At 36.0% G+C, this 16,621-nt stretch carries 17 protein-coding genes, 1 pseudogene and 1 riboswitch; of the genes and pseudogenes, 12 read left to right on the top strand and 6 right to left on the bottom strand.

Features of this window, described 5'->3' with window-relative positions; genetic code table 11:
- Together JJJ02_RS00245 and JJJ02_RS00250 are read right to left on the bottom strand one after the other, a co-directional pair.
- Positions 1 to 156: transposase (locus JJJ02_RS00245; RefSeq protein ID WP_240837207.1), on the bottom strand; the 156-nt coding region annotated here is incomplete at its 3' end.
- 62 nt (positions 157 to 218) lie between these two features.
- Positions 219 to 1,139 (bottom strand): 1,4-dihydroxy-2-naphthoate polyprenyltransferase, encoded by a 921-nt coding sequence (locus JJJ02_RS00250; protein ID WP_239243213.1) that lies wholly within the window; start codon positions 1,137 to 1,139, stop codon positions 219 to 221.
- A gap of 143 nt (positions 1,140 to 1,282) precedes the next feature.
- Between JJJ02_RS00250 and JJJ02_RS00255 the strand changes: the two genes are divergently transcribed.
- From JJJ02_RS00255 to JJJ02_RS00285, 8 genes and pseudogenes are all read left to right on the top strand, one after another.
- Positions 1,283 to 2,587 (top strand): isochorismate synthase, encoded by a 1,305-nt coding sequence (locus JJJ02_RS00255; protein WP_240836703.1) that lies wholly within the window; start codon positions 1,283 to 1,285, stop codon positions 2,585 to 2,587.
- Positions 2,574 to 4,247, top strand: coding sequence for a 2-succinyl-5-enolpyruvyl-6-hydroxy-3-cyclohexene-1-carboxylic-acid synthase (menD, locus tag JJJ02_RS00260; RefSeq protein WP_240836705.1), 1,674 nt, complete (start codon positions 2,574 to 2,576; stop codon positions 4,245 to 4,247). The genes JJJ02_RS00255 and menD overlap by 14 nt, the downstream gene beginning before the upstream one ends.
- Entirely contained in the window at positions 4,234 to 5,028 is a 795-nt protein-coding gene (gene menH, locus JJJ02_RS00265) for a 2-succinyl-6-hydroxy-2,4-cyclohexadiene-1-carboxylate synthase (protein WP_239243216.1), read from the top strand. Before menD ends, menH begins: the two co-directional genes overlap by 14 nt.
- Positions 5,018 to 5,839 carry a 1,4-dihydroxy-2-naphthoyl-CoA synthase gene (menB, locus tag JJJ02_RS00270; RefSeq protein WP_199798222.1) on the top strand — a complete coding sequence of 274 codons (822 nt, stop codon included), beginning with the start codon at positions 5,018 to 5,020 and terminating at the stop codon, positions 5,837 to 5,839. The genes menH and menB overlap by 11 nt, the downstream gene beginning before the upstream one ends.
- A gap of 113 nt (positions 5,840 to 5,952) precedes the next feature.
- Positions 5,953 to 6,183, top strand: coding sequence for a hypothetical protein (locus tag JJJ02_RS00275; protein WP_239243217.1), 231 nt, complete (start codon positions 5,953 to 5,955; stop codon positions 6,181 to 6,183).
- A gap of 18 nt (positions 6,184 to 6,201) precedes the next feature.
- A pseudogene (locus JJJ02_RS13390) lies at positions 6,202 to 6,969 on the top strand (hypothetical protein).
- A gap of 35 nt (positions 6,970 to 7,004) precedes the next feature.
- Positions 7,005 to 8,408, top strand: a complete 1,404-nt coding sequence (gene menE / locus JJJ02_RS00280) for an o-succinylbenzoate--CoA ligase (RefSeq protein WP_240836706.1) — start codon at positions 7,005 to 7,007, stop codon at positions 8,406 to 8,408.
- A complete protein-coding gene (locus JJJ02_RS00285; protein WP_239243220.1) occupies positions 8,389 to 9,369 on the top strand; it encodes an enolase C-terminal domain-like protein in 981 nt (326 codons plus the stop codon). Before menE ends, JJJ02_RS00285 begins: the two co-directional genes overlap by 20 nt.
- A 47-nt stretch (positions 9,370 to 9,416) precedes the next feature.
- On the opposite strand, the gene yidD is transcribed toward JJJ02_RS00285, so the two are convergent.
- Both yidD and JJJ02_RS00295 read right to left on the bottom strand, forming a co-directional pair.
- Positions 9,417 to 9,647, bottom strand: a complete 231-nt coding sequence (yidD, locus tag JJJ02_RS00290; RefSeq protein ID WP_199798128.1) for a membrane protein insertion efficiency factor YidD — start codon at positions 9,645 to 9,647, stop codon at positions 9,417 to 9,419.
- A gap of 9 nt (positions 9,648 to 9,656) precedes the next feature.
- Positions 9,657 to 10,430 carry a hypothetical protein gene (locus JJJ02_RS00295; RefSeq protein WP_239243221.1) on the bottom strand — a complete coding sequence of 258 codons (774 nt, stop codon included), beginning with the start codon at positions 10,428 to 10,430 and terminating at the stop codon, positions 9,657 to 9,659.
- A gap of 44 nt (positions 10,431 to 10,474) precedes the next feature.
- Here JJJ02_RS00295 and ytkD point away from each other — a divergent pair, with 44 nt between their 5' ends.
- The gene (ytkD, locus tag JJJ02_RS00300) at positions 10,475 to 10,945 is read left to right on the top strand and encodes an RNA deprotection pyrophosphohydrolase (protein WP_239243222.1); all 471 of its coding nucleotides are present in this window, start codon (positions 10,475 to 10,477) and stop codon (positions 10,943 to 10,945) included.
- Positions 10,929 to 11,678, top strand: coding sequence for an alpha/beta hydrolase family protein (locus JJJ02_RS00305; protein ID WP_111716357.1), 750 nt, complete (start codon positions 10,929 to 10,931; stop codon positions 11,676 to 11,678). The genes ytkD and JJJ02_RS00305 overlap by 17 nt, the downstream gene beginning before the upstream one ends.
- A gap of 169 nt (positions 11,679 to 11,847) precedes the next feature.
- Here JJJ02_RS00305 and pckA read toward each other — a convergent pair whose 3' ends face one another.
- Complete coding sequence (pckA, locus tag JJJ02_RS00310; RefSeq protein WP_111716359.1) at positions 11,848 to 13,437, bottom strand: phosphoenolpyruvate carboxykinase (ATP); 1,590 nt, start codon at positions 13,435 to 13,437, stop codon at positions 11,848 to 11,850.
- Positions 13,438 to 13,626: 189 nt separating this feature from the next.
- Positions 13,627 to 13,738: riboswitch (SAM riboswitch) on the top strand.
- A 109-nt stretch (positions 13,739 to 13,847) separates the two neighbouring features.
- Here pckA and metK point away from each other — a divergent pair.
- Positions 13,848 to 15,041 (top strand): methionine adenosyltransferase, encoded by a 1,194-nt coding sequence (gene metK / locus JJJ02_RS00315; protein WP_111716361.1) that lies wholly within the window; start codon positions 13,848 to 13,850, stop codon positions 15,039 to 15,041.
- A 176-nt stretch (positions 15,042 to 15,217) separates the two neighbouring features.
- Here the strand turns inward: metK and JJJ02_RS00320 are convergent, their stop codons facing one another.
- Positions 15,218 to 15,433, bottom strand: a complete 216-nt coding sequence (locus JJJ02_RS00320; protein WP_239243223.1) for a hypothetical protein — start codon at positions 15,431 to 15,433, stop codon at positions 15,218 to 15,220.
- A gap of 244 nt (positions 15,434 to 15,677) precedes the next feature.
- Between JJJ02_RS00320 and JJJ02_RS00325 the strand changes: the two genes are divergently transcribed.
- Positions 15,678 to 16,592: a nuclease-related domain-containing protein gene (locus JJJ02_RS00325; RefSeq protein WP_240836708.1), complete on the top strand. Its 915-nt coding sequence runs from the start codon at positions 15,678 to 15,680 to the stop codon at positions 16,590 to 16,592.
- Positions 16,593 to 16,621: the final 29 nt, after the last annotated feature.

Raw genomic sequence — 16,621 nt, forward strand, 5'->3', positions numbered from 1 at the left:
ACCGAAGGTATCAAATTGATAAATCCATGTTCTTAGTATTGAAGGTTGAATATCATATTTTCTACCCAATGAATCATAGCCAATATTTCCATCTTTATATTCTTTAATAATTCTTAATTTAAAATCAAGTTCATGCTTTTTATTCAAAATAAACACCCCTAAAGTTGAATTTTAAGGTTCAACTTTAGGGGTGCACTTCATAATAGCCTCACGATTTTTTAAATTGCAGTTAATGCTGCGAGATATAAGCCTAGTGCAAATAAGAATCCGAATACGGTGTTGAATTGTCCCGTAACTTTCATTGCAGGCATGAGTTCAATCGGTGTATTGCCTTTAAAGAAGCGATTTACTGCTTTGATTGGTAAGTTAAAGCTTAACAATACAAGTAATAAAAATGGTGAACCATATGGTTTATAGAATACTGTATACAGTACTACCAGGAAACTGATTAAGTATAATAATGCCATTGTAATAATTGCGATTGTTTTCCCGACTAAGATAACATATGTCTTTCTGCCACTCGCTTTATCTTTTACACGGTCACGAATATTATTAGCCATATTAATCATGCCGATATTGATTGAAACTGGAATTGACATAATTGCAGGGTACCATTCTAGATGTCCCACCTGAATGTAGAATGTAATCATAATGATTACAAATCCCATAAAGAAACCTGCAAAGATTTCACCGAATGGTGTCCATGAAATTGGAACGGGGCCACCTGTATAGAAATAACCTACTGCCATACATACAATTCCAACAAGTAAGATTAACCATGACGATTGAGAACAAATATAAAGACCTAATATGGCTGCAATAATATAAAAAGCAATCGCTAAATTATATACTGACTTAGGACTCATACCATTTCTTACGATTGCACCACCGATTCCGACCGATGTATGATCATCCAGTCCGCGCTTATAATCGAAATATTCATTAAACATATTTGTTGCCGCTTGTATTAGTAAGCACGCAATAAGCATGATAATTAATAGATCGATACGGATATCAGTGAAATATTTTGCGCATGCTGTTCCGACAAGTACAGGTACGAAACTTGCTGTTAAAGTGTGTGGTCGCATTAAGTGATAATACTTTGCAATACCAGTGTGTTGTTGTAAATGTTCAGACATATTCATACCTCTTTTATTCTTAATGTATAAATTTTATATTTAATAATAGTCATCGTCAACAAATCTAGCATAATTTGTCCAATAATCATTGAATAATGTTAAAATAATAAGTATATTATTTTGAAGTGAAAGAAGTGTAGCATGTGCCGATTAATCAACAGTTTGAGACGCATTTAACAACGAATAAAATTAATAAAATAGAACAATTTGATTTAGACTTCCAGCTAAATGTTGCATGGATCATGGATTATTTTCATGCATTTGCAGGAGAGCGTTATGTCTTTATCAATAAAGATAAATCTTTTAAGTTAATCGGTATCGGTCATCATTCAGTACTTACAGCAGATACGATTCATCCTGTACATATCGAAAGACAGTTTAAGGCGATTGTTCAGGATGCAGCATATATTGGTAATGGTTCGCAGTATGAATTAAAACTTTTTGGTGGCTTCCAGTTTGATAATAATGAAAGTAAAAATTTTTCTGCATATGAAAAGAGTCATTTCATCATTCCGAAAATACAGGTTGTAGAAAGCAATGGACACGCTTCAATAATATTTGTTGATCAGTCTTCAGATAAAATACAGATAATTGATGCATTAAGACATCATGCAGCAGAAAAAGTACAAGATAACAAAATAATATCTGCTGAAGATATTGATCTGGACTTATTTAAATCTAATGCACATAAAGCAATATCGATGATGCAGCAAGATAAACTGGAAAAAGTTGTGCTTTCAAGAAAAAGAAAGATTACAATGGCACGCGATATCGATATATTGCCACTCATCGAGCAGGCGATGAAAAATCATGAAGTGAGTTATTTTGCTTTAATAGAGTCTGGTGCACAAACATTTATTACAAAGACACCTGAACAGCTTGTTGCGGTGCAAGATGGCATCCTTCATACAAATGCCATTGCCGGAACGATGGGCAAAAGTATTGATAATGCGAAACAAAAGTTACTGGATGATGAAAAGAATCTATATGAACATAAAATCGTTGTAGAAAGTATAAAGGAAGATTTAGCACCGTTTACAAATGAGATTACTTTAAAACAATCACCGGATATATTAGAAAATCAATTTTTCTATCATTTATATACACCGATCAATGCGAAGTTGAATCGTGGTGGATTATTAGAAGTAACTGAAAGTCTACATCCAACACCTGCGCTAGGTGGTTTTCCGAAACGTGCGGCGATGCATTTCTTAGCGGAAGCAAATGAAGGGCGTGGATTATACGGGGCACCATTAGGTTATGTTGATTTAAATGATGAAGGTGAGTTTATCGTTGCCATCCGTTCGATGGTGATCCAGGATAACACTGCGATGCTCTTTGCAGGATGTGGCATTGTTAAGTCGAGTGTTGTAGAGAGTGAAGTTTATGAAACAGAAATTAAATTTAAACCGATGTTAGAAATGTTAGGAGTAAATGAAGATGAATGACGCGTTAACTAAACAAGTGTTTCATTTCGTTAAATCATTATATGATTATGGTGTACATGAGATAGTGATTTCACCTGGATCACGCTCAACACCAGTTGCGATAGCATGTGAACTTCATCCAAAGATGAAGACGTATATTCATCCAGATGAACGCAGTGCAGCTTTCTATGCACTTGGACTAATGAAAGCAACGAACAAGCCGGTTGCTGTACTCTGTACATCTGGTACTGCAGCAAGTAACTACACACCGGCAGTGTCTGAGTGTTTTATCAGTCATATGCCACTCGTTGTGATTACGAGTGACAGACCCCATGAACTGCGCAATGTCGGTGCACCACAGGCGATTAATCAAGTAGGGATGTTTAGCAATTTTGTTCAATATGAACGTGACTTTCCGATCGCAGATGATACAGATGAATCGATTCAATTTATCGATGCTGTAATGATGCAGTCTAGTCGTTATTTCAGTGGACCGATGAAAGGCCCGGTACATTTCAATATACCTTTCAGAGAACCATTGATGCCGGACTTTGAGCTAGCAGAAATGATGATGATCAACCCAAAGGTTCAGGTTAGTTATCAGAAGACATTTGATGTCAATACAGTCAAACCAATCATTCGTCAGGAAAAAGGCATTATAATCGTTGGTGATTGTCAGCTGGAAGATTTAACACAGATGCTTGTCTTTTCTACAATACATAATATACCGATTATTGCAGATCCGCTCAGTCAAATTCGTGATTTAAAACATCCGAATGTTGTGACAACAGGAGACAGTATCTTTAAAGTCATTAAAGATATTCAGCCGGGATATATTATTCGTGTCGGTAACGCAGTTGTATCGAAAGCGATCAATCAATGGGTTAAAGCGCAGACGGCACCACAAATTTTAATTCAACCAAGAATTCAGCCTAATACATTTCCGAAAGTGCCGGACTTATTTATCGAAATTACTACAAACGACTTCTTTAGACAAGTCGCAGAAGAGAAACCAGTCAACAATCAATCATGGATTAAATTCTGGCATACATTAAATGATTTAGTCATCAATCACATTATGCAGCACACACAAACGATATTCGACGAAGGTAGTGCGATGTATCAGATCTTTAAACAAATCAAGAAGAATGAAGTCATCTTTCTGGGTAACAGTATGCCGATAAGAGATTGCGATACATTCTTTACAAACTTTGAAGGTAAACCGTATTGTAATCGAGGTGCAAATGGTATTGACGGTGTAGTGAGTACGGCGCTTGGAATGTCTCGACATAAAAAGGTGACGTTGATAATTGGTGATATCTCATTTTTCCATGATATGAACGGTCTTGTTATGCAGAAGATGTTATCAGAATATCACCATGCTCATATGATTAATATTGTAGTGATGAATAATAATGGTGGCGGTATATTCAGTTATTTACCACAGTATGAAGATAAGAAGCATTTTGAACGCTTATTTGGCACACCGCTGAATCTCGATTTTGAACATACTGCAAAGTTGTATGACTTTAAATATAAGAAATTTAATGTATTTGATGAAATCACATTACCGAAAGCAAGCGGTCATATTATAGAAATCACTTCTGACCGAGAAGAGAATTTGAAAGCACACAGTGTATTAATTACTACTTTAAAGGCGAAACTCAATGCTGAAATATAAATATTTTAATCGTGATAAAGAAAGTCTTATTGTCATGATTCATGGTTTCCTGGGTAGCAGTCAAACCTTTCTTCCAGCAAAAGAAAGACTGTTGTCCCACACAGATGTGTTATTAGTAGAATGTCCAGGACATGGAGCGGCTTTTAATACGGATGAAACGTGGTCATTTGATGCAATCGCAGCATCGCTAACACAAACATTAACGCGTTATCGAAATCAATATACCGAAATCATTCTGTATGGTTATTCGATGGGGGGGCGTATAGCGCTATATACTGCATTGCATTATCCGGAATTAATCGATAAGCTTATAATCGAAAGTGCGACGCCTGGAATTGAAGATGAGCAATTAAGAATAGAGCGTATTCAGCAGGATGAAGAACGCAGTAATTGGATAGAAACAGATTATCCGGCATTTATTAAACACTGGGAAAAGCTATCTTTATTTAAAACGTATCATCCGTTAACTGATGCACAGCAAACAAGACAGCGTGAGATAAGAATGCATCACGAACCAATGGGTATTGCTAAAGCTTTAAGAGAATATGGAACAGGCAGACAACCGAATCTCTGGCCGCTTTTACCTAGCTTTAATAAACCGGTCTTATTGCTTACTGGAAGTTTAGATAAGAAGTTTGAATCAATCGCTAAACGTATGGTAGAAGCACTGCCCGATGCCCGACATATGATAATTGAAGGGGGTCATACAATTCATGTGGAGAATTTAAAAATATTTGATACAATAATAGTATCGTTTATCAAGGAGGAAAATCATGACTAGAGTTTGGGAAACATTAAAAGAGTATAAAGAAATAAAATATGAATTTTTTGAAGGTATCGCGAAAATTACGATCAACCGTCCGGAAGTTCGTAACGCGTTTACACCGAATACAGTAATGGAAATGATCGATGCATTCTCTCGTGCACGTGACGATCAAAGAGTAGGTGCAATCATCTTAACAGGAGAAGGTGACTTAGCATTCTGTTCAGGTGGCGACCAAAAAGTACGTGGCCATGGTGGTTACGTAGGTGATGATAATATTCCACGTTTAAATGTATTAGATTTACAACGTTTAATCCGTGTTATTCCTAAACCAGTTGTCGCGATGGTTCGTGGCTATGCAATCGGTGGTGGACACGTATTACACATCGTATGTGACTTAACAATCGCTGCTGACAATGCACGTTTCGGTCAAACTGGACCAAAAGTAGGTTCATTTGATGCTGGATATGGTTCAGGTTATTTAGCAAGAATCGTTGGACATAAAAAAGCACGTGAAATCTGGTACTTATGCCGTCAATATGATGCGCAGGAAGCATTAGATATGGGCTTAGTTAATACAGTAGTACCTTTAGACCAAATTGAAGATGAAACTGTACAATGGTGTAAAGAGATGTTACAACATTCTCCAACAGCATTACGTTTCTTAAAAGCTGCGATGAACGCTGATACTGATGGACTAGCTGGTTTACAACAATTCGCTGGTGACGCTACATTACTTTACTACACAAGTGATGAAGCGAAAGAAGGTCGTGACGCATTTAAAGAAAAACGTCAGCCGAACTTCGATCAGTTCCCTAAATTCCCATAAGCAAGAGAGTGAAGCACCCTTTTTTTGGGGTGCTTTTTTTTGTTAACAAAATTTACGTAAAATTAATTTGTTAATTTTTGTGTTCATTTGTATATTATATGTGAGGTGATGATATGTTCCTAAAATTATATGATTTTAGTGATTATGAACAATATTTGTGGGAAGTTAAGAATCGTATAGAATTGGACAGTTTTGATGAATCACAGTTATATACATTTGAACGTGGGTATATGGGAGAGAGAATATACTATGATGCATTGAAAGGTACACGTGGCGGCGTGAAGTTATGGAATGTGAGAATCAGGAGTAATGGCGAAGTGCAATTTGACTTTTTGTTGATTTAAGACAGATTCATTATACATATTGATGTAAAAAATTTTGCCGGACCGTATACATTTAGTAATAATAACTTTGTGAGTGAGAATAATTATGTGAATGCCAATCCATTAGTACAACTCGATAAAGCAGAGAAGAAGTTAAAGTATTTCTGTTATAAAAATAATATCGATTATCAGGTGAAAAGTTATGTGTTATTTATTAATCCTACATTTGAATTGAGTGGGCTAGAACATACTGATAAGCTATTATATTCAACGGACGTCTCAAGAATTGTGAAAATGTTAGATGAGGGGGAACCGACAAATGAAGAGCTATATATTGGAGAATTATTAAAAAAGCATCATCATCCTAATAGTAAGTATGAACGCATACATTATTATCCCTTTAATGCTTTAAAACCAGGTATGAAGTGTCCGGAATGTCGAAAGTTTTTGCCGATAGTGTCTGGACGTCAAAGAATTGTACGTTGTGATTGTGGATATAAAACTCCAAAAAATAAATTAGTACTTGATGCATTTAGAACGATAAAAATCCTGAAAAATGATGCTGTAACTACGGCTGATATTAGCAGATATACCGGTATAGGTAAAACAACGATTAGAAATGTACTGAAATCTGAATTTGAAACGTATGGAAATAATAAAGGACGCAAATATTCAGTCAAGAAAACAGTGAAGGGAATTTTTGAATCATCAGTAGAGTATAGAACCTCATCGCTAGATGTTGATAAACAGAATATATCAACATCTAGYRMWRAAGSKCRKKMNNATRTATCAWSTYSTWSWTKTTGATATGATAATTATATTAACTAAGAGGACGTGGCATTATGCAGTGGCTTAAGACAACAGCAAATCGATATCCAGATAAAACAGCAATTTTATATCAAGATCAACATATTTCTTATCAATTACTCTACGAACAAGCTCAAAAAGTAGCATACGAACTCGATCAACTTCAACATCATCGTGTTGCGCTTGTAGCGGAAAATACATTAATGGATTGTTATTTTATTCATGCTGCGATAATTGCGAATATTGAAATAGTGATGATCAATAAGCATCTGACTGAACATGAAATGAGAAAGCAAATGACGTCTGTGGATACAGAGCTTTTATTTTCAAATAATAATTACACGCACATCTCTGCTATACATAAATCAGAGTTTGTTAGAAAGGCAATAAATCAGCATTCAACATTAACTGCCAAACCGAATCATCCAGAAGATATATTATCTATTATGTTTACTTCAGGGACGACTGGTGTTCAGAAAGCAGTACCTCAACGCTTTATTAATCATTTAGCAAGTGCCGGAAATTGTAAACAGATATTTACGTATGACCATGATTCAATTTGGCTGGATGTTCTGCCATTGTTTCATATAAGCGGATTAAGCATATTATTACGTGCAGTGATTGATGGCTGCACTGTCGTATTGCATGAAAAGTTTGATGCTAAGCAGATTATCGACGATATTAAAGAAAAAGAGATCACACATATCTCGCTTGTACCCCAAACGTTAGAACGTCTCTTAAGACAAGGACTTAACCAGCAATATGCCCTTCAAGGCATACTGATTGGTGGTGCTAAACTAGATGATCGTTTACTTATTCAGGCACGAAGTGCAAACCTACCTATCTATACATCATTTGGAATGACTGAAACATGTTCTCAAATGATTACAGCATCACCAAAAGATATTCAAAAGTATCCAAAGAGTGTCGGTCAGGTCAATCAAAATATCCAATTATTTAATGCAGTGAATCAGGTCGGTGAAATTGGTGTTCGTGGTGATAATGTCATGCACGGTTATCTTTATCCGGAAAGTGCAAATCAAGAAGCATTCATAGATGGATATTTCTTAACAGGAGATATCGGGTATATCGAAGAGGATCATCTTTATATATTAGACCGTCGCAAAGATTTAATTATTTCAGGTGGAGAAAATATATATCCTTCAGAAATTGAGCAGGCCATATTAAGTCATACGTCTGTACAAGCAGCTTGTGTTATTGGTATTAAGGACAGAGAGTGGGGCAGTGTGCCGGTTTGTTTATATGAAGCGGATGATAATATGGATGCAACTATTCAGAATGCATTAAATAACAATATCGCAAAATATAAGCATCCTAAACAATTTATTCGAGTAAATAATTTAAAACGAACATCGAACGGAAAAATATCACGTCATCAATGTAAGGAATGGTTTATCCATGAATATCTCAAAGCTTAATATTTATTCATATGCTGCACCTTTTAAAGCGCCGATCAAGACAAATCTTATTACTTTAAATGAGCGGAAGGTACTTGTAGCAGGTATCGTAATTGATGGTGTGGAATATTATGCGGAAGCAAATAGTTTTGAGACACCGTGGTATCATTTTGAAACGATTGAAACGGTTTATCAATCACTCGTCAATCAGTTTCAAATAATAAAAAATAGACCGATATCTTCAATAGAAGCATTCAATGCTTTACTTGATTCTGAAAAACCGAATGCATCCAGTTGTTTTGATATCATTGCGTATCAATATTTTAATACGCTAAAGCCAGTGACTGTGTTGATCGGTCAAACGTTACATCATGATGCACGTGTTATTCAACCGAACGCTACACGTGTAAAATTAAAGATGCATCACAATATTTTAGCGCAAGTACAATCCATTCGTAAGACGAGTGATGTAGAGATCGTCATCGATGCAAACGGGTTAATGGATGCAAATCATTTTAACTTGATCCGTAAACTTTCTGAGTATGACATTCTTTATTTTGAAGAGCCGTTCAGTTCTATTGAAGATTATCGTTCAATGCATCGCTTGAATCCGAAGGTTAATCTTGCTATTGATGAAAGTGCGACTGATGCGCATACGATACAACAATTTTATAATATAGGCGTTAATACTGCAGTTATTAAATATAGTAGATTAGGTGGCGTGACTAGTGCACTTAAGATAAAAGAAGACTTACCAGAAATGAAGCTCGTATCCGGCGGCATGTATGAATTTGGTCTCAGTAAATATTTCACTGCGCTGCTCGGTGAAACGTTTCAGACTGTACCGGACATTACGCCGAAAGGTACCTATTTTGCGCATGACTTTACTGAATATGATGAAATAATTAACGACAATCGACTCAATATTTCTGTACCAAAAGTAAAGAAATCTCATCTCACATTATTAGCTGCTTACGATTAATAAAGCTGTATAGATAAAAAGGAAATTCCATTTCGGAATTTCCTTTTTTAATGATGATGATGTTCTTTGTCTGGGACCGGGTCATAACCACCGGGATGAAACGGATGACATTTAAGGATTCTTACGATCGTTAAATAGCTTCCTTTTAATGCACCGTGTGTTTCAATTGCTTCTAATCCATATTGGGAACATGTCGGTGTGAAGCGGCATGTGGGTGGTGTCATTGGTGAGATATAATTTCTGTAAAATTTAATACCAGCTAATAATAGTTGTTTCATAATAATCTCCTAATCAATTTCTTCTGCTTTATACATAGATACATTGGTTTTATTAAAGTTCTTATAGTGCGTTTCCTGTTTCATCAATATTGTGACAGGTTTATTTTTAATTTTAGCATTGACCTTGATATCAAAGTACAGCGTTTTTGGCAGCTTCTTCACGGGTGATAATTCAACATCAAATGAACCACTCTGAATTTTAATATCAGTGAGATCATTAAATGTAGATACTTGATTCATGCTTGAGAAATCGACGCCGTAATCAAACAGATGTTTTAAATTTTGAGAGTTACCTTGATATTGAATCGTGCTATCCGTCGTTTTTATATTATCAACTTCTTTTTTGACGACATTTTGAACAATATCTGTTAAATTGACCATATTTGATTGGACACTTGAAAAGTACTGAATATCGGCATTACGAGCACGATAATTTAAATATTGAGGTTCAGGAAAGGCTTCTATATTCCCCTCATCCATATTGAATATAACAGACTTTACAGGATATTTCGTGTTATTTGAATCAGCTTTAATAAGTAGCGCACTTTTATTGATCGTATCAAATTGAGATGCTGTATCCTGTGTAAACTTTGTTGTGAACTTATCATATGAAATCGTTGTCTTATTAGTGGCATCAAGAGAAATGCTGTCTGTTGCTTTAATATTCTTCTGCATTCGAGCGATAATCTGGTCTTTCGTCAATGGTTTCTTTTTTTCCTGTGGTGCTGCACAACCGGTAATAATTAATGTTAAAATAATAAAAAGTACAGTTAGTTTTTTCATAGAGACCTCTAGATAGATAATTTTGTGATGAATGGAGCAGATTAATGATATTTACAGATCATGTTGGAAATAAAGTAATCCTCGAAATTAAAGATAAGGCTGATATTCCAACAAGTAAACATGTACTAATAATAGCAAACTTTAAGGGTAATATGCTACTTACGCATAATAAAATTCGAGGTATTGAATTCCCGGGTGGTAAGGTTGAGTATGATGAAACACCTATTGAGGCGATGCATCGTGAATTATATGAAGAAACTGGTGGTGTAGTGCGTAATTATGAGTTTATAGGTACCTATACCGTATATGATCAGTCACCATTCAGTAAAGATGTCTTCTATGTAGAAGTAGCGCAAATCGACAAGCGTGAAGATTATCTGGAAACAGATGGTCCGGTAATTGCAAAGGCGCTGGCTGACATTCAGACAGAAGATAAAAGTTTCCTGTTAAAAGATGACTGTATTCTATACCTATTAGATACACTAAAGGAGCGTTTTGATGTTCATCACGAGTAAAGTAATTCCTGCAACTTATAAAGATATAAGTTTTCAGGAGATAACCTATCAGTCTGACGAATTTGAAGTTAAAGGCTTATTATATGAGCCGAAACTTGTAGAACGCATCATTATATATCTTCGCGGTGGAAAAGGGCAGGTAGGGACGCTTAGACCAGCTGGACTGATGCGTTTTGCCTATCCGAATACACTTGTTGCAGCACCTTATTACCGTGGAACGCATCATAATGGTCAGGATGAGTTTGGTGGAAGTGACCGTGAGGATGTATATGCGCTTGTGCGTATATTAAGAAAAAAGTATCCAGATGTACCATTACACTTTATAGGTTTTTCACGTGGGGGTATTCAAGGACTCGTTACGTATCAGGATAGTAATGTGACATCCTTTATTACATGGGGTGGTGTATCGAGTATTTATTACATGTATGATGAGCGACTAGACTTGCGCAGCATGTTAAAGCGCATCGTCGGTCCGATTTCAGATAAAGCCGCCTATGATAAACGCGAAGGTATTAATCTGATCAAAGCAGACAGTCCCCCAATTATGATTATTCACGGAACAGAAGATAAGCAGGTTAATATCGCGCATGGCAAGATGCTTGAAGAAAGACTTAAAAACTTAGGTGTAAAGCATGAAGCGATTTACTTAGAAGATGAAGCACACGTCCTTCGACCTGATAATGAACGCAAGATACTAGAAGAAATTTATAGATGGATGTTAGCTGTAGAATAAAATGAAGATGTGACTTAAATTTTAAGCCTTTTATCTTTAACAGCTTAAATGGCGGAACAGAAGTTGCCCCTACGACAAAAACCGAACAAAAACTATAAATCAAAGCGCGATTTATTAGTTTTGTTCGGTTTTTGCTTGTGGCAGAACACTTCAGTTCCAGCCTCTATTATTATCCTCTAAATATAAAGCCGCCTTTTTCTTCAATTTCTGCTGACTTTTCACCGAATTTCTTGAAGTTTTCCTGGAAGCGTAATGCTAAATCTTTTGCTTTTTCATCGTAAGCATCTTGAGATACCCAAGCGTTACGAGGCATTAAGATTTCTTTAGGAACACCTGCGACTGAATTTGGTACATATAATCCGAAGATAGGATCTTGAGTGAATTCAGAGTTTTTAATTTCGCCACTGATTGCACGACGGATCATAGAACGTGTATGTGTTAAGCTCATACGGCTACCTACACCATATTCTCCACCAGTCCATCCAGTGTTTACTAAGTATACGTCTGAACCATGCTTGTCGATTAATTCACCTAACATATTCGCATATACTGTTGCATGTAATGGTAAGAACGGAGAACCGAAACATGTTGAGAATACTGGTTGTGGGCTCGTTACCCCGCGCTCAGTACCTGCTAATTTAGATGTAAATCCACTCAAGAAGTGGTACATTGCTTGTTCTTTCGTTAATTTAGAGATTGGAGGTAATACGCCGAATGCATCTGCTGTTAAGAAGATGATTGTTTTAGCATGACCAGCAATTGAAGGTAATACGATGTTATCGATATTTTCAATTGGGTATGCTGCACGTGTATTTTCAGTTAATGATTTGTCTTCATAGTCTGGGAAACCTTTTTCATCAACTTTAACATTTTCTAAAATCGCACCGTAACGGATCGCATCATAGATTTGTGGTTCTTTCTCACGAGAAAGGTCGATTGTCTTCGCGTAACATCCACCTTCGATATTGAATACACCATTATCGTTCCAGCCATGTTCATCATCACCGATTAATTTGCGGTGTGGGTCAGCTGATAAAGTTGTTTTACCTGTTCCTGATAAACCGAAGAATAACGCAACGTCTTTATTTTCACCAACGTTTGCTGAACAATGCATGCTCATTACACCTTGTGTTGGTAATAAGTAGTTCATTACACCGAAGATACCTTTTTTCATTTCTCCAGCATATTCAGTACCACCGATTAAGATAATTTTATGTTTGAAACTTGTAATGATAAATGTTTCAGAATTTGTACCATCGATTTTTGGATCTGCTTTAAAGTGTGGCGCAGAAATGATAGTGAAGTCTGGATCGATTAAGATACCTTCATTGAATGTTTCAGGTCGGATAAACATTGTACGTGCAAATAAGTTATGCCATGCTAACTCATTGATGACGCGTAAATTTAATTGAGTAGCAGGATCTGCACCTGCATAACCATTGAATTCATAAACTTTATCTTTTGTTCCTAAATAGTCTAAAACGCGGTCTAATAATTTTAAGAAGATGTCTTCAGAGATAGGTTGGTTGATTGTACCCCAGTCGATTTGGTCTTTTGTTTCTTCTTCTTCAACGATAAATTTATCTTTTGGTGAACGACCTGTATATTTACCAGTTTCAGTTCTGACAGCACCTGACTCTGTTAATACACCTTCACGATTTGCTAAAATTTCGTTGATTAACTGTGTTCTTGATAATTGATTTAATACGCTATCACTCTTTAATAAGTTATCTAGTTTACCAAAGATTTGTTCGCTCATTAAAAGGTCCCCCAAGTTTATATTTTCTGCTGATGTAAGCAGTTTCATGAAATAGTATAACATAAGGTTTTAAGTGTTACATTAAATATAAATAAAATTTTATAGATAAAATATTATTCAGAAAATTTGTGAATAAATCCGATATATTGACAGTGTACAAAAAGTTTAGTATTATCTAACTTGCGGATTCTCTTATCCAGAGTGGTGGAGGGACATGGACCCTTTGAAGCCCAGCAACCCTTAACTTCATTGTTAAGTAAGGTGCCAAACCGTTTGCAGACAGCTGTCTGAACGATAAGAGCAGAATGGACTAATTATGTATAATTAGCCTTCTCTCTTAATAGGAGAGAGGGCTATTTTTTATTTATAGCTTGAACCGTGAAATATATATTTATTAGGAGTGTTTATAAATGACAGATCGTAAATTATTTACGTCAGAATCAGTAACAGAAGGACATCCAGATAAAATTGCTGACCAAATTTCAGATGCAATCTTAGATGCAATTCTTACAGGAGATCCAAAAGCACGTGTAGCGTGTGAAACATCAGTAACAACAGGTATGGCATTAATCGCAGGTGAAATTACTACATCAACATATGTTGATATTCCTAAAGTAGTACGTGATACTGTAAAAGAAATCGGATATACACGTGCTAAATTCGGCTATGACTTCCAGACGATGGCAGTACTTACTGCAATCGATGAGCAGTCGCCTGATATTGCTCAAGGGGTAGACCGTGCATTAGAAGACCGTGGTAACTTATCTGACTCAGATATCGAATCAATCGGTGCTGGTGACCAAGGTTTAATGTTTGGATTTGCATGTAATGAAACTGAAAGCTTAATGCCTTTACCAATTTCATTATCTCATGAATTAGCACGCCGTCTGACTGCTGTGCGTAAAGATGGTACTTTAGAATACTTACGTCCAGATGGTAAGACACAAGTTACTGTTGAGTATGACGAAGCGGGTAAACCGAAAAGAATTGACACTATCGTTATCTCATCTCAACACCATGAGAAGATTGAATTAGAACAAATTCAGGCTGATATTAAAGAACACGTTATTAAACCAGTTGTTCCAGCTGAATTAATTGATGAAGAAACAAAATATTTCATCAATCCAACTGGTCGTTTCGTAATCGGTGGACCTCAAGGGGATGCTGGTCTTACTGGCCGTAAGATTATCGTAGATACTTACGGCGGATATGCGCGTCACGGTGGTGGTGCATTCTCTGGTAAAGATGCGACTAAAGTTGACCGTAGTGGTGCTTATGCAGCGCGTTATGTTGCGAAGAACATCGTTGCAGCAGGTCTAGCTGACAAATGTGAAGTACAATTAGCTTATGCGATCGGTGTAGCACAACCCGTATCTATTTCAGTTGAAACTTATGGTACTTCTGAATACACTGAACAACAACTTGTTGATGCAGTACGTAAAACATTCGACTTACGTCCAGCAGGTATCATTCAGATGTTAGATCTTCGCCGCCCAATTTATAAACAAACAGCTGCTTACGGTCACTTCGGTCGTACAGATGTTGATTTACCATGGGAAGCGACAGATAAAATTGAAGATTTAAAAGCAAATTTAAATAAATAGAGGCAGGGATAGAAGTGTTCTGCCACAAGCAAAAACCGGACAAAACTAATAAATCGTTCTTTGATTTATAGTTTTTGTTCGGTTTTTGTCGTAGTGGCCACTTCTATTCCGCCGTTTTAGCTTTATTCGTAGGATGAAAAAAGACTACCTCATGCGAGATAGTCAATAAAAAAATATTAAGCTTCTTCAGTTTCTTCTTCAGTAGTCTCTTCTTCAGCATCATCTTCAGTAGTTTCTTCTTCTGTAGCTGCATCATCTTCAGTAGTTTCTTCTTCAGTTGTTGCTGCATCTTCAGTTTTTGCGTCGTCAGTTTTTTCCTCTTCACCACATGCACCTAATAATAATGCTGATGCGAAAGTACCTGCTAATAATAAACGTTTATACATTGCCATGGTATCATCCTCCGAGAAAATTTAATTTTGCCCAAAAATATTTTTAGGACACTTAAATTATTTCATATCATTATTAATTAAGAATTTATATTTTATTAAACATTGTTAATCTTTGTTCAGAATATTAATTTCTTATTAATATTTTTAATTAGAGTAAACTTTCACAAATTACTTTCATATTTTCGATGAAGTTCTTCTGAAATTTCATTATAATAAAGGAAATACGGTTAGAAAGGTGAATGATATGTCAGTAGAAGTAGGAAGTACTTTGTTTTATGTGTTAATTGGTTTAGGTGTCCTGGCTTTATTATTCTTCGTCTTATGGTTACTCGCATTATCCAGCAAGAAAAAATCAATTGCGCGTAAAGAAGAAGAATTTCGTAAAGCACAGAAAATTAGATCAGATGAGTATCACGATGAGAGTGAAAAGTCTCGACTTCAATATAAAAAAGAATTAGCAGAACAAAAAGAAACATTACAGAAAACAATCGATGAGAAATCATCACATATCGAATCTTTAAAGATGTTCTCGAAAGATAAAGGTGAATATTTAACAGACCTTACTTTAATTCAGTTAAAAGAACAGTTCATTCGTGAGGAGCGTATTCGTCCGGAAGATATGCACGTTCTTGCAAATATCTATATTCCTGGTAAACGCGTGAAAAGCACTGATAAACTTGATCATGTCGTATTGACGAGAACAGGTATCTACCTGATAGATTCTAATTACTGGACAGGTCATATTTATCACGGTGTAAGTGAGATGCAGTTTGCTGGCGAACCGATGCTAGAAGGTGTATTCAACATATTAGAGCTTGATCCGAAGCTTGAACAGACAATCGTACTCGATAAGAACAAAGACGGTAATGCTGAATTCAGAACATATAACCACTCGATTGAAGCATTGAAATTAAAAGCAGAACGTTTAGAGAAAGTGTTTGAGTTACCGTATCCGGTAACATCGATTGCGTACTACAATGCAGAAGGGGTAGGTAGTGAACACATTACGAATTATTCGAGAGATAATGGTGTGAAGGTGATTGTAGGTGAAGAAGAACTGCAAACATTCTTCGAAAAATTTGTCTTCCATGGTAGATTCCAGTATAAAGTTGAAGAACTTGAAAATATTATGGACCAAATTGAACATTTAAATCCGTAACAAATAAGCCTTGAGTGAATTTCACTCAA

The sequence above is a fragment of the Macrococcus sp. PK genome (genome assembly GCF_022501545.1).
Taxonomy (GTDB): Bacteria; Bacillota; Bacilli; order Staphylococcales; family Staphylococcaceae; genus Macrococcoides; species Macrococcoides epidermidis.